Origin of the sequence: Kordia jejudonensis (assembly GCF_001005315.1) — a bacterium.
Classification (GTDB): domain Bacteria; phylum Bacteroidota; class Bacteroidia; order Flavobacteriales; family Flavobacteriaceae; genus Kordia; species Kordia jejudonensis.
This window is the reverse complement of the sequence record NZ_LBMG01000006.1, coordinates 87,911-100,621: the sequence shown is the minus strand read 5'-3', so window position 1 is coordinate 100,621 and position 12,711 is coordinate 87,911. Positions and strand designations below refer to the sequence as shown.

Annotated in this window: 13 protein-coding genes; 5 read left to right on the top strand and 8 right to left on the bottom strand. The window is 34.1% G+C overall.

Features of this window, described 5'->3' with window-relative positions; all coding sequences use genetic code 11:
* Positions 1 to 66: 66 nt before the first annotated feature.
* Together guaB and AA089_RS04855 are read right to left on the bottom strand one after the other, a co-directional pair.
* On the bottom strand, positions 67 to 1,542 hold the full coding sequence (gene guaB / locus AA089_RS04860) for an IMP dehydrogenase (RefSeq protein WP_046755852.1): 1,476 nt from the start codon (positions 1,540 to 1,542) through the stop codon (positions 67 to 69).
* A gap of 212 nt (positions 1,543 to 1,754) precedes the next feature.
* Positions 1,755 to 2,618 (bottom strand): hydroxymethylglutaryl-CoA lyase, encoded by an 864-nt coding sequence (locus AA089_RS04855; RefSeq protein ID WP_046755797.1) that lies wholly within the window; start codon positions 2,616 to 2,618, stop codon positions 1,755 to 1,757.
* A gap of 286 nt (positions 2,619 to 2,904) precedes the next feature.
* On the opposite strand from AA089_RS04855, the gene AA089_RS04850 reads away from it, so the two are divergent.
* The gene (locus AA089_RS04850; RefSeq protein ID WP_046755796.1) at positions 2,905 to 3,087 is read left to right on the top strand and encodes a hypothetical protein; all 183 of its coding nucleotides are present in this window, start codon (positions 2,905 to 2,907) and stop codon (positions 3,085 to 3,087) included.
* A gap of 302 nt (positions 3,088 to 3,389) precedes the next feature.
* On the opposite strand, the gene AA089_RS04845 is transcribed toward AA089_RS04850, so the two are convergent.
* Entirely contained in the window at positions 3,390 to 4,007 is a 618-nt protein-coding gene (locus tag AA089_RS04845; RefSeq protein ID WP_046755795.1) for a LysE family translocator, read from the bottom strand.
* A gap of 204 nt (positions 4,008 to 4,211) precedes the next feature.
* Here AA089_RS04845 and AA089_RS04840 point away from each other — a divergent pair, with 204 nt between their 5' ends.
* Positions 4,212 to 4,412 carry a hypothetical protein gene (locus tag AA089_RS04840; RefSeq protein ID WP_046755794.1) on the top strand — a complete coding sequence of 67 codons (201 nt, stop codon included), beginning with the start codon at positions 4,212 to 4,214 and terminating at the stop codon, positions 4,410 to 4,412.
* Positions 4,413 to 4,576: 164 nt separating this feature from the next.
* Here AA089_RS04840 and AA089_RS04835 read toward each other — a convergent pair whose 3' ends face one another.
* Positions 4,577 to 5,596, bottom strand: a complete 1,020-nt coding sequence (locus tag AA089_RS04835; RefSeq protein ID WP_046755851.1) for a quinone-dependent dihydroorotate dehydrogenase — start codon at positions 5,594 to 5,596, stop codon at positions 4,577 to 4,579.
* Positions 5,597 to 5,775: 179 nt separating this feature from the next.
* Here AA089_RS04835 and pepT point away from each other — a divergent pair, with 179 nt between their 5' ends.
* Together pepT and AA089_RS04825 are read left to right on the top strand one after the other, a co-directional pair.
* Entirely contained in the window at positions 5,776 to 7,011 is a 1,236-nt protein-coding gene (pepT, locus tag AA089_RS04830) for a peptidase T (protein ID WP_046755793.1), read from the top strand.
* A gap of 20 nt (positions 7,012 to 7,031) precedes the next feature.
* Positions 7,032 to 7,625, top strand: coding sequence for a YdeI/OmpD-associated family protein (locus AA089_RS04825; protein WP_046755792.1), 594 nt, complete (start codon positions 7,032 to 7,034; stop codon positions 7,623 to 7,625).
* A 63-nt stretch (positions 7,626 to 7,688) separates the two neighbouring features.
* Here AA089_RS04825 and yajC read toward each other — a convergent pair whose 3' ends face one another.
* The 4 genes from yajC to AA089_RS04805 all read right to left on the bottom strand — a co-directional run bounded on the left by yajC (position 7,689) and on the right by AA089_RS04805 (position 10,748).
* A complete protein-coding gene (gene yajC / locus AA089_RS04820; RefSeq protein ID WP_046755791.1) occupies positions 7,689 to 7,979 on the bottom strand; it encodes a preprotein translocase subunit YajC in 291 nt (96 codons plus the stop codon).
* A gap of 1 nt (position 7,980) precedes the next feature.
* On the bottom strand, positions 7,981 to 8,571 hold the full coding sequence (locus tag AA089_RS04815) for a DUF1573 domain-containing protein (RefSeq protein ID WP_064972214.1): 591 nt from the start codon (positions 8,569 to 8,571) through the stop codon (positions 7,981 to 7,983).
* Between the two features lie 42 nt (positions 8,572 to 8,613).
* A complete protein-coding gene (nusB, locus tag AA089_RS04810; RefSeq protein ID WP_046755790.1) occupies positions 8,614 to 9,555 on the bottom strand; it encodes a transcription antitermination factor NusB in 942 nt (313 codons plus the stop codon).
* 89 nt (positions 9,556 to 9,644) lie between these two features.
* On the bottom strand, positions 9,645 to 10,748 hold the full coding sequence (locus AA089_RS04805) for a Leu/Phe/Val dehydrogenase (RefSeq protein WP_046755789.1): 1,104 nt from the start codon (positions 10,746 to 10,748) through the stop codon (positions 9,645 to 9,647).
* 138 nt (positions 10,749 to 10,886) lie between these two features.
* Between AA089_RS04805 and AA089_RS04800 the strand changes: the two genes are divergently transcribed.
* A complete protein-coding gene (locus tag AA089_RS04800; protein ID WP_046755788.1) occupies positions 10,887 to 12,641 on the top strand; it encodes an ABC transporter ATP-binding protein in 1,755 nt (584 codons plus the stop codon).
* The last annotated feature ends 70 nt before the right edge of the window (positions 12,642 to 12,711 follow it).

Genomic DNA, 12,711 nt, shown 5'->3' with positions numbered 1-12,711 from the left:
GAATATGTAAAAGGCTGTTACATTTGGTTATGTAACAGCCTTTTTTATGTTATACTATTGATTGTATTATCTTCTTGAATAGTTTGGAGCTTCTTTGGTAATTGCTACATCATGTGGATGACTTTCGTTGATTCCACTTGCTGTAATACGTACAAACTGTCCCGTTTCTTTTAGTGTTTCAATATCTTTTGCACCACAATATCCCATTCCTGCACGCAATCCGCCAATAAATTGATGAATGCTTTCGTCTAAATTTCCTTTGTATGGTACACGTCCAACAATTCCTTCTGGAACTAGTTTTTTAATATCAGCTTCCACATCTTGGAAATAACGATCTTTTGAACCTTGTTTCATAGCTTCTACGGAACCCATTCCTCGATATGACTTAAATTTTCTTCCTTCGTAAATAATGGTTTCTCCTGGTGATTCTTTGGTTCCTGCAAGTAATGAACCTAGCATAACAGAATCCGCTCCAGCAGCAATTGCTTTTGGAATGTCTCCTGTATAACGAATTCCTCCATCTGCAATCACAGGAACACCACTGCCTTTTATAGCGGCAGCAACTTCCAATACCGCAGAAAATTGTGGAAAACCAACTCCTGCCACAACACGTGTGGTACAGATAGAACCTGGTCCAATTCCGACTTTTACAGCATCAGCTCCAGCTTCAACAAGATATTTTGCCGCAGCAGCTGTAGCAATGTTTCCAACGATTACTTCTAAGGTTGGAAATTTAGCTTTTACTTCTTTCAATACATTGACAACACCTTTGGTATGTCCATGCGCCGTATCAATGACAACTGCATCAACGCCTGCATTTACCAACGCTTCTGCTCTATCAACTGCATCAGCAGTAACACCTAAAGCCGCAGCCACACGCAAACGACCATACGAATCTTTGTTGGCAATTGGTTTTTGCGTCACTTTCGTGATATCTCTAAACGTAATTAATCCTTTTAGAATGTAATTGTCGTCAACGATTAAAAGCTTTTCGATTTTATGTTTTTGAAGAATGGCTTCCGCATCTTTTAACGAAGTTCCTTCTGATGAAGTGACTAAATTTTCACTTGTCATCACTTCAACAATTGGTCTATCATTGTTATGCTCAAAGCGTAAATCTCTATTGGTTACAATTCCTTTTAGTGTGCCATGATTGTCCACAATTGGAATTCCTCCAATACTGTGTTCTTTCATGTTGGCATTTGCATCTGCAACAGTTGCTGTTAGTGGTAATGTAACTGGATCGATAATCATTCCGCTTTCCGCACGTTTTACTTTTCTAACTTTTTGCGCTTGACGGGCAATAGTCATGTTTTTGTGCAAAACTCCAATTCCGCCTTCGCGTGCCATTGCGATAGCCATAGAAGATTCCGTAACGGTATCCATTGCTGCCGAAATAATCGGAACATTGATGGTTATATTTCTAGTAAATTTTGTTTGAATGCTAACTTCTCTTGGAAGTACTTCGGAGAAAGCGGGAACTAAAAGAACGTCGTCATACGTTAATCCCTCGCCTAAAATTTTGTTGTTGTGTGCTGTCATGTTGCAATTAAAATATAATTGCATGCGAATATACTACTTTTTGTGCAATTTATACTATTTGCTGTTGTAGATAACAATTTGTTAATGATCAGTGATATTACTTTGCTTTTAGATTACGAAACACACTTTGCCGTGGTATCGCTACACTTTTGGTATATTAATCGTTGAATTATTTTTCAAATTAACGAATTTGCAAACCAACACAAAATACCTTAATGATACGCATTGAAAATCTTTGAAGCTTCATTATATGATGATTCAAAACTCATGGCTTGAATGTTTGTAGTTGCTTTTGCTGCGGTAAAATAGGAAACCATTTTTTCTGTTGGCATGTTTCCTGTAAGTTCATCTTTTGCCATTGGACAACCGCCAAATCCTTGAATGGCGCCGTCAAAACGTTTGCAACCAGCTTTGTAAGCTGCATCAACTTTTTCGTGCCATGAACTTGGAGTGGTATGCAAATGTGCGCCAAATTCGATTTCTGGATATTTTGGAATTAAGTTTGAGTATAAATAATGAATGACATCTGGCGTAGAAGAACCAATAGTATCTGAAAGCGATAGTATTTTTACGCCCATGTTAGAGAGTTTTTCGGTCCACTCGCCTACTATTTCTACATTCCAAGGATCTCCGTATGGATTTCCAAAACCCATAGATAAATATGCCACTACTTCCTTGTTGGTTTTATCGGCAATATTTAGAATTTCTTGTAATGTTTCTATGGATTGTGCAATGGTTTTGTGAGTATTCCGCATTTGAAAATTCTCAGAAATGGAAAACGGATAGCCTAAGTATTGAATTTCAGGATGCGTACTTGCATCATTTGCACCACGAAGATTTGCAACAATTGCTAGTAGTTTACTTCGTGTTGAAGTTAAATCTAATTTTGATAAAACTTCAGCGGTGTCTACCATTTGCGGAATTGCTTTTGGCGACACAAAGCTCCCAAAATCGATAGTATCAAAACCTACACGCAGTAACGATTGAATGTACTGTATTTTCTTTTCTGTAGGAATAAACATCTTGATACCTTGCATGGCATCTCGTGGACATTCTATTATTTTAATGTTTTCCATAGAATGTCAAAGATAATCAACGAAAACGTTTTAGGTACTATTTTTTATGATTGAATTTTTATGAAAATTGAATTTATTCTGTATTTATTTTAAATCTAAAAAAAACAGATACTTTACACTGTTATTATTTACACCAAAACATAAATCACTAATTAACAGCAATATAAATACATTTAAATCTATAAAAAAGAACTCGTGATTTAAGAATCGTAAGGTGCTTAATTTGTATTCTTTGCAATCTATAGGTAATTTCAGACTATCTATTAATATCAAAACTTTATTTATTATGAAAAAAAGAAATTTAAAGAATCTACGCTTAAACAAGAAGTCAATTTCTAATTTACAAGAGATGAAAGGTGGACGTGATGAGTCACTTTCTACTATTGTACCTTTTTGTTTTACAACATTATCATGTGTACTTATCTGTGTAACAAAATTAGGTTGTGATGATGAAATCAGAAAACCATAATTTTTTGATACAATCGTATTAAGGTTCTTTCAGTATTTTCGATTTTATTTATCATTTCAATGGTAGTTTACACATATTATTGATTCGGAATCGAAAAACGTGAAAAGAATCATTTATGTAGATTCGTTACGGACTTTCTTGAGATTTATAGCTTTTTATTTTTATAAAATCATCTATAGTTATCAATTTGCTAAAGTCCGTAATGAATTTTTTTTATCTTTTAAATGTACAATGAACTCGTTTAAACTTTTTTAATTTGCTAAAAAATAGCTTCTAGGAGCAGTTTTCAGGAATTCGCCTATTTATATAAGAATAAATATAGCAATACCAATAAACACGATAATCTGCGTCCATTTCATATAAATTCCTATGTTTTTATTTTTTTTGATGGTGTCCGAAATGGTTCCTGCTAAGACAGCTATTGAACCAAAAACTACAAAAGAAACTAAGATAAATAGCAATCCTAAGATGTAAAATTGAATGACTTTACTGAGTTCATCACTAAATAAAAACCCTGGAAATAGCGCTAAAAAGAATAAGGTTACTTTCGGATTGAGCACATTCATGATAAATCCTTGTTTAAAAAGTTGCCAAACACTTTTTTTGGGAATTGCATCATTTCCCAATTCTATATCTCCTGAACTTTTATAAACTTTGTATGCCAAGTATACTAAATATGATGCGCCAAATAGTTTGATGATAAAGAATAGTGTTGGATTTTCTTTTAAGATCGTAGAAGCGCCAAAAGCAACCACAGAAGTATGAATGATACAACCAGACATTAAGCCTAAAACGGTTGCAATTCCGTATTTACGACCGTTTACAATACTTTGCATCAATACATAAATATTGTCAGGACCTGGCGTAATTGCCAATAACGAAGTTGCAGCGATAAAACCTATGAGTATTTCTATGTTCAAACTTTTGTTTCTTTGAGTTGATAAAAATATGTTTTTTTAATTTAATTCACATGCTTTCCCTACACTGTACAACATTCTATGAAAGCTAATTTTAGCTGTGACGTTCGCTTCTTCATGACAAACAATTACAACTAACTGATTTATTGCGCTTTACGTAATTTTATTATTTTTTATATATTTATTGAAACTAATAATTCAATATTTATGAGAACAGTAGGTACGTATTTGGCCATTTTCGGGATTGCCTCCGTCATTTTATCTTTTTTTAACATGGAACTCCGAATTTTAATGTGGATAGACATGTGGGGAGCATCTGTAGGATGGGGAATTCGAATAGGATTGATTGTCTTAGGAGCCATATTATTCTTTGCAGGAAAAGCTCCTGAAGAAGAAGTTCCTGAATAACTACAATATCATATAAAAAAAGAGGCTGTCTATAAAGTATAAAAAAACGTCAATTAGAATCTCATTACGCTGATTTTCAATGATTATGAGAAACCGAATCAAGTTCGGCTTGACGAAAATTTAGCTTTTCAGACAGCCTCTTTTCTATTACAATATATAGTAAATTACATTTTTTGTAGCAGTTGTTTGTTGATATTTTTGATAAGTTTTGGACCTTCATAAATAAATCCTGTGTACAATTGTACCAAATCTGCGCCAGCTTCTAATTTTTCCATTGCATCTTCTGCGGAGTGAATGCCGCCTACGCCAATTATTGGAAAAGCTTTGTTACTTTTTTCAGCTAAGAAACGAATGACTTCCGTAGCACGATTGGTCAACGGTTTTCCGCTTAATCCGCCCATTTCGCCTTTGTCTTCCGATTGTAAACCTTCGCGAGAAATAGTGGTATTGGTTGCAATTACGCCAGCAATTTTAGTTGCTGCTACAATTTCGATGATATCTTCCAATTGCTCGTTTGTTAAATCGGGAGCAATTTTTAGCAAGATTGGTTTTGAAACTTCTTTTGATTTATTCAGCGTTTGCAAGGTTGTCAACAGCTTTGTCAGCGGTTCTTTGTCTTGCAATGCGCGTAAATTTGGTGTATTTGGCGAACTTACATTTACCACAAAATAATCTACATGTGGAAATAAGGCTTCAAAACAAATTTTATAATCTTCAACTGCATCTTCATTTGGCGTCACTTTATTCTTTCCGATGTTTCCGCCAATCAATACACCTTTATTTTTCTTCAAACGTTCCACAGCTTCATGAACGCCGCCGTTATTGAATCCCATACGGTTGATAATCGCTTCATCTTGTTGCAAGCGAAATAGTCGCTTTTTAGGATTTCCAGCTTGTGGTTTTGGCGTTAAGGTTCCGATTTCAATAAAGCCAAATCCAAAATTGGACAATTCATTGTAGAGTTTGGCATCTTTATCAAATCCAGCGGCCAGTCCAACAGGATTTTTAAACGTTAATCCAAAAACTGTTCGCTCTAAACGTTTGTCATTTACAACATACATTCCTTTAAAAATGCTTGACATTAACGGAATTTTGCACAATGTTCGAATGAGAGAAAAGGTAAAATGATGAACTTTTTCTGGATCGAATAGAAAAAGGATAGGTTTTACAAGAAATTGGTACATGTTGTTTTGTTTGTGCAAAAATAATCTAATTTTCAAAAGGCGAATATTTTTAGTCACTATTTTTTATTTCTTTCTTAGAACATGTAATACGGTCATAAAATCTATATTGAATTAAAAATACACAAGCACATATTTTAGGAATATTAAGAAATCTAGTATTTTTGAAAAAAAGACTTCACATGCAAGATATTATAGATAGATTCATTAGTTATGTAACGATTGATACGGAATCTGATCCGACATCCGAAACCACACCAAGTACCGAAAAACAATGGAATTTAGCCAATTTATTGGTTGATGAATTGAAACGAATTGGCTTGTCTGATGTTACCATTGACGAAAATGCATACATCATGGCGACATTACCGAGCAATGTAACTCATGAGGTACCAACGATTGGATTTGTGTCACATTTTGATACATCGCCCGATTTTACAGGTGCTAACGTGAATCCGCAAATTGTGCGAAATTATGATGGGAAAGATATTGTCTTAAATGCGGAACAAGATATTGTACTTTCGCCAGATTATTTTGAAGATTTGTTGTTGTATAAAGGACAAACTTTAATCACTACAGACGGAACCACGTTGCTCGGTGCAGATGATAAAGCAGGAATTTGCGAAATTGTTTCTGCTATGGAATATTTAATAAATCATCCTGAAATAAAACACGGTACAATTCGTATTGGTTTTACGCCAGATGAAGAAATTGGTCGTGGCGCACACAAGTTTGATGTAGAAAAGTTTGGCGCAGATTGGGCATATACAATGGACGGAAGCGAAATTGGAGAGCTTGAATATGAAAACTTTAATGCTGCAAGTGCAAAGATTGATATTAAAGGAAAAATTGTACATCCAGGGTATGCCAAAGGAAAAATGATCAATTCTATTTTGATTGCCAACGAAATTATCAATTCGTTACCTCAGCATGAAATTCCGCAAGAAACAACTGGTCGTGAAGGTTTTTACCATTTGCACACTACAAAAGGAAGTGTTGAAGAATCTTCTTTAGAATACATCATTCGCGATCACGATAAGGCTAAGTTTGAAGCTAGAAAAGAGTTGTTAGAAAAAATTGCCGCAGACATTAATAGTCGTTATACCTACGATCCTGTAAAATTGACGATGAAAGATCAATATTACAACATGAAAGAAAAGGTAGAGCCTGTTTTTCATATTGTTGAAATTGCCGAAGAAGCCATGAAAGCCTTAGATATTACACCTATTATCAAACCAATTCGTGGTGGAACAGATGGTTCGCAATTATCGTTTATGGGATTGCCATGTCCTAATATTTTTGCTGGTGGACATAATTTTCACGGACGTTATGAATATGTTCCTGTGGAAAGTATCATGAGTGCAATTGACGTGATTGTAAAAATTGCAGAATTGACTGCTGAAAAGTATAAAAAGTAGTTCTTTAGTAATTTCCTTTTATGAAGAAATACAAATCCGTTGCGGCCTATTTGCAAAGTTTCCCTGAATGGGAAGTTACACTACGCTTATTACAACGCATTGTTCTTGAAAATTCCGATGTAACGGAAACGTTCAAATGGAATATTCCTGTGTATACTGTAAACGGAAAAAATGTGTTGGGTTTGGCTGCTTTTAAAACCCATGTGGGATTGTGGTTTTTTCAAGGTGCTTTGTTAAAAGATAAAGCCAATGTATTGATAAATGCACAAGAAGGAAAGACGCAAGCGATGCGCCATTGGAAGTTTTATAAAGATGATGAAATTCCTATTGATTTGGTAAAATTGTACGTTGATGAAGCTGTTCAGCATCAAAAAGAAGGCAATGTAGTTGCCATGAAAAAAAGTGCTGTATTGGAACTTCCTGAGCTTTTTAAAAATGCTTTTAAAGCCAATTCAACCCTGAAAGAAGCATTTGCCGCATTATCAAATTACAAACAAAAAGCATACGTTGAATATATTGAAACCGCAAAAAGGCAAACGACAAGAGAGAAGCGTTTAGAAAAAATAATTCCAATGATCTTGGCAGGAAACGGCTTAAATGATAAGTATCGTTAATGAACTAAAACAAAAAAGCATCGTTCTCACGATGCTTTTTTTGATATGCTAATAGAAACATATTTATTTTTTTTCAGGAGCGTTTGCTCTTAATGTGGCATCAGCTGAAAGTGCTGCACGCTCAAATTTGATTTTACCTGCACCAGTTTCAATAATGCATGTATGGTCTTTATCATTAAGTTCAACTATTTTTCCATGAATTCCGCTTTTAGTAATCACTCGATCACCTTTTTTAATGGCATTCATAAAGTTTTTCTCCTTTTTTTGACGTTTAATGCTTGGCGATAGTATAAAAAAGTATACTACTAATAGCATAAGCAATAAAGGTCCGTATTGTCCTAAAAATCCTTCCATCTTAGTGATTGTGTCCTTCGTGTCCAGTTTTTACAGCGCCAGCTTGATTTGTAGCTGCTGCTTTTTGTTGTGCTGCTTGCTGTGCTTTCATTCTAGCATCACGTTCCGCTTTTGCTTTAGCTCTTTTTGCTTCTAACTCAGGGTTTGGCGTAGCAAATGCTTTGATACGTACAATTTCTCTCCCTTTTTCAGTGTTAGCAGTAACAGTAACTGTATTTGTTTTTAAGTTAGGCTTATTTGTAGAGTTGTACTTTACAGTAAATTTTCCTTCTGCTCCTGGCGCGATAGGTTCTCTTGGCCAATCGTTAGGAACTGTACATCCACAACTTCCTTTAATGTTTGTAATTAATAATGGAGAACTTCCTGTGTTTGTAAATTTAAAAACAGTTTCTACTTGATCTCCTTCGTTGATTGTTCCAAAGTCATGCTCTGTTTTGTCAAACGACATTGCTGCAAAATTCTTTGATGCTGCATCTCTTTCTGCTGCTTGTGCAACGTTTTCACTTTTTACTTTTTTTGATGCGTCGTCTTTACATGATGTGAATAAGACAAGCGACATAGCTCCTAATAATATAAATCCTTTTCTGATCATAGTGTTTAAAATTTAGAATGGTAAATTTAATAATTGTTTTTGTTACATCAAACCGCGACCGATTTTATTTAACTTATTTTCTTTTTTGTATTCTTTGACTAATTTATCGAGAATTCCGTTTACAAACATACTACTTTTTGAGGTAGAATATTCTTTTGCAAGCTCAATATATTCGTTAATGGTTACTTTTGCTGGGATTGACGGGAATTTCAAGAATTCACAAATTGCCATTTTTAGTATGATTAAGTCTAAATTTGCAATTCGATCTTTGTCCCAATTAGGCGTTTTTCCTTCAATCTCTTTTGTCAACAGATCATCGTTTAAAACTGTTTTTGTAAATAAATCTTTTACAAATTGACGGTCTTCATCGTCTTTGTACAGTTTTGATAAGAAAATTTTCTCTTTTCCTCTTTTTGCCTGTTTAATAGATTTCAAAATCAACGTATTCACTACAGGAATATCATCTAACCAGGTTAATTTTTGATCTTCAAAATATTCGTAGAGTTTTTCATTTGGCGCAATAACATCTGAAAATAGTTTTACTACAAATGTTTTGTCTACATCATAATTAGTATCTGTAGTTGCCATGTATTTTTTGTATACATCACTTGCAATCATGGCATCAAAAATAACACGAATGTATTCATCATTCAATTCCCAATCGTCAAGTTTTCTAGCACTTACGGCATCTTTTAAATCTTCATTTTCAACTAAATGACGAATGATGGCATTTTGAATAAATTTTTTATTCGGATTTTTCTCTTCAGAAGTTGCTAGGTATTTTTTCTGTGAAAGCTCCAATTGCTTTGTAGCCAACTCACTTAACTTCACAAATAAATCCAAAGTTAGGACGTGTAAGTCGTGCATATTCGCAATACTCATATTGATAAATTTTAGCTCTTTATCAACTTGATCACTTTGTGATTGTGACAATGCATAAATGGATTGCATTACTTTAACTCGAATATGTCTTCTTGTTAGCATCTAAGTCGGCACTTTAATTTTAAAAAATGAAAGGCGAAAAGATAAAATCCTTTCGCCCCGCAAAAATATAATTATTTTGAATAAAGCTACTATTTATTAGCTTCTTTTTTTCTAGTTTCAATTCTATCTAAAGCAATGTTTAATGCAGAATTGTGTGTTGTAGAATTATTTACTTCTGAATGTGTGAATATTTCCAAAGTAGTATTGTAGATATTCTCAGTTTTACGCATGATTTCTGTTTTGCCATATCCTTCCAATTCGGCGTATACATTAATGATACCTCCGGCATTGATTAAGAAGTCTGGCGCATAGGCAATTCCTTTTTCACGCAGCATTGCTCCATGTCTTTTTTCATCGGCTAACTGATTGTTAGCTGCTCCAGAAATTACTTTTGCCTTTAATTTGCTGATACTCGCATCATTTACAGTTGCTCCTAAAGCACATGGTGCGTAAATATCCATGTTTTCAGAATAAATATCTGAACCTCTGTAAATTTCGGCTCCGTACGTTTTGCTAACTGTTTGCAAACGTTCTTCATTGATATCTGCAATGATAACATGGGCGCCTTCGTTCGTTAAATGTTCTACTAATGCTTCTCCAACATGTCCAATTCCTTGTACATATATTGTTTTGTCTTCTAAAACATCCGTACCAAATTTATATTTTGCAGCAGCTTTCATTCCCATAAAAACGCCATATGCTGTAATTGGTGAGGGATTTCCTGCGCCGCCTCTAGATTCTGAAATTCCTGTTACATAAGGAGTCACATCGCGTACCAAATCCATATCAGCCGTTTCCATTCCGATATCTTCTGCGGTAATGTATCTTCCGCTTAATGAATGTACAAACTCTCCAAACTTTTTCATTAATGCTGGAGTTTTCTGCGTTTTCGCATCTCCGATAATGACAGCTTTTCCGCCTCCGAGGTTTAAACCTGTGATGGCAGATTTGAATGTCATCCCACGAGACAAGCGAAGCACATCATTCAAGGCTTCCCATTCATTGTTATATTGCCACATTCGAGTTCCACCTAAGGCAGGTCCTAAAACTGTGTTATGTATTCCTATTATTGCTTTTAAACCTGTATCTTTGTCGTTACAAAAAACAACTTGTTCGTGGTTATCAAAAGATAACTGACCAAATACTGGATCTACCTTGTGTAATTCATTTGTGTGTATAACGTCTGAAACCATGTATATTATATTTGATTATACTATCTATAAAAAATAGACCGCAAAAATAGTGATAATTAAAAATTATGCAATAAACTTGTTGTTAAAATGATTTTTTTTCAAAGAAAATTCAAAGAAAACGCTTGCTAATTTAAGAAAATGAAAGAATTACAGTATCTAAATAAATATTTTGCAAAATACAAAGGACGCCTACTTTTAGGAATATTAATTACCATTATAGCGCAAGTATTTGCTCTTTTTGCACCAAAACTGATTGGAAACTCACTCACGATTGTTGAAAAGTACATTAGAAATGAAATTACAGATATTGCCTATGTGAAGGAAGAACTTTTCATGAATATCTTATTGCTAATTGGCGCTGCGGTGTTAGCTGGTTTTTTTACATTTTTAATGAGACAAACGATTATTAATATTTCTCGCTATGTGGAATATGATCTAAAAAATGAAGTCTACCAACAATATCAGAATCTCTCCACTAATTTTTATAAAAAGAATCGTACGGGTGATTTGATGAATCGTATCAGTGAAGATGTTGGAAAGGTGCGTATGTATGCAGGACCTGCAATTATGTATAGTATTCGTACCATTACACTATTTGCTTGTTTGATACCATTAATGTTTATAACGGCACCAAAAGTGGCAATTTATACATTAGTTCCATTGCCAATATTATCGTTCCTTATATATAAATTGAGTAAAGCTATTCAAAAACGAAGTACAATAGTACAAGAGTTTCTTTCCAAATTATCAACATTTACACAAGAATCATTTTCGGGTGTTTCCGTAATTAAAGCTTATGGAATTGAACCACAAACGAAGCGAACATTTAATGAAATGGCTGTGGAAGGAAAAGAAAAAAGTATGGACTTGGTAAAAGTGAATGCTTGGTTTTTTCCAATGATGATTTTATTAATTGGCGCCAGCAACATTTTAGTCATCTACATTGGTGGCTTGCAGTTTATCAATGGAGAAATTGAATTTGGTGTGTTGGCGGAATTTATCATGTATGTTACCATGTTAACGTGGCCAGTAGCGACGATTGGTTGGGTAACTTCTATTGTGCAACAAGCTGAAGTTTCTCAGAAACGTATCAATGAGTTTCTAAAAGTAACTCCAGAAATTCAAAATGAAGTTGACGAAGAAAGTACTATTATTGGAAATATTGAATTTAAAGATGTTTCCTTTACATATGACGATACCAATATTACAGCTTTGAAGAATGTTTCATTTTCATTAAAATCTGGTGAAACTTTAGCAATTATAGGGAAAACGGGTTCGGGAAAAACTACTATTTTAGACCTCATCAGTAGAATGTACGATATTGAAAAAGGAACAATTCTAATTGATGATATTCCGATAAAAGCAATACACTTAGACAGCTTACGAGATTCAATCAGTATTGTACCGCAAGATGCATTTCTATTCTCGGAAACGATAAAAGACAACATTAAGTTTGGAAAAGAAGATGCAACGGACGCGGAAGTCATAGCAGCTGCAAAGTTTGCCTCCGTGCATGAAAATATTATTGGATTTAATAAAGGATATGACACTATTTTAGGAGAAAGAGGAATTACCCTAAGTGGTGGACAAAAACAACGTGTTTCTATTGCGCGTGCTGTAATAAAAGATCCTAATATCTTATTATTAGACGATTGTTTATCTGCGGTAGATACGGAAACGGAAGAAACAATTTTATCAAACATTCAAGAAATGACCAAGGATAAGACAACTATTATCGTGAGTCATCGAATTTCTTCAGCAAAAAATGCCGATAAGATCATCGTTTTAGATGACGGTCATATTATTCAAAATGGTAGCTACAAGTCGCTAATACTGGAAGATGGATATTTTAAAGAGCTTTATTTGAAACAACTTTCTGAAAAAGATTTGTAAGGTTTTTGTTGTTCAGTTAATTTTTTTTTTACATTTTTGAAGGAGATTAACAAACAACTAAACTTTAGAA

Excerpts from the sequence above, each read along its gene's own strand:
- guaB (WP_046755852.1), bottom strand. The coding sequence starts at position 1,542 with ATGACAGCACACAACAACAAAATTTTAGGCGAGGGATTAACGTATGAC.
- AA089_RS04855 (WP_046755797.1), bottom strand. The coding sequence starts at position 2,618 with ATGGAAAACATTAAAATAATAGAATGTCCACGAGATGCCATGCAAGGT.
- AA089_RS04850 (WP_046755796.1), top strand. The coding sequence starts at position 2,905 with ATGAAAAAAAGAAATTTAAAGAATCTACGCTTAAACAAGAAGTCAATT.
- AA089_RS04840 (WP_046755794.1), top strand. The coding sequence starts at position 4,212 with ATGAGAACAGTAGGTACGTATTTGGCCATTTTCGGGATTGCCTCCGTC.
- AA089_RS04835 (WP_046755851.1), bottom strand. The coding sequence starts at position 5,596 with ATGTACCAATTTCTTGTAAAACCTATCCTTTTTCTATTCGATCCAGAA.
- pepT (WP_046755793.1), top strand. The coding sequence starts at position 5,776 with ATGCAAGATATTATAGATAGATTCATTAGTTATGTAACGATTGATACG.
- AA089_RS04825 (WP_046755792.1), top strand. The coding sequence starts at position 7,032 with ATGAAGAAATACAAATCCGTTGCGGCCTATTTGCAAAGTTTCCCTGAA.
- yajC (WP_046755791.1), bottom strand. The coding sequence starts at position 7,979 with ATGGAAGGATTTTTAGGACAATACGGACCTTTATTGCTTATGCTATTA.
- AA089_RS04815 (WP_064972214.1), bottom strand. The coding sequence starts at position 8,571 with ATGATCAGAAAAGGATTTATATTATTAGGAGCTATGTCGCTTGTCTTA.
- nusB (WP_046755790.1), bottom strand. The coding sequence starts at position 9,555 with ATGCTAACAAGAAGACATATTCGAGTTAAAGTAATGCAATCCATTTAT.
- AA089_RS04805 (WP_046755789.1), bottom strand. The coding sequence starts at position 10,748 with ATGGTTTCAGACGTTATACACACAAATGAATTACACAAGGTAGATCCA.
- AA089_RS04800 (WP_046755788.1), top strand. The coding sequence starts at position 10,887 with ATGAAAGAATTACAGTATCTAAATAAATATTTTGCAAAATACAAAGGA.